Genomic DNA, 237 nt, shown 5'->3' on the forward strand with positions numbered 1-237 from the left:
AAGGTACGTTCTCCTCCTCCCGGAATTAAGCATCAAAATCAGGCTTTTTCACCATATATATATGGTACTTACACCGCATATATATGGTTCTTGGACGGGATATATATGGTTCGCGCACCGCATATATCCCGTCCAAGCACCGCATATATCCCGTCCGCGCACCGTATATATCCCGTTTAAGCACTGTATATCAGTGTGTTACAATCAAATCACCGGCAAAAAACAGAGTGAGGGTAA

The sequence above is a fragment of the Bacteroides sp. UBA939 genome, from assembly GCF_002293435.1.
Taxonomy (GTDB): Bacteria; Bacteroidota; Bacteroidia; order Bacteroidales; family Bacteroidaceae; genus Bacteroides.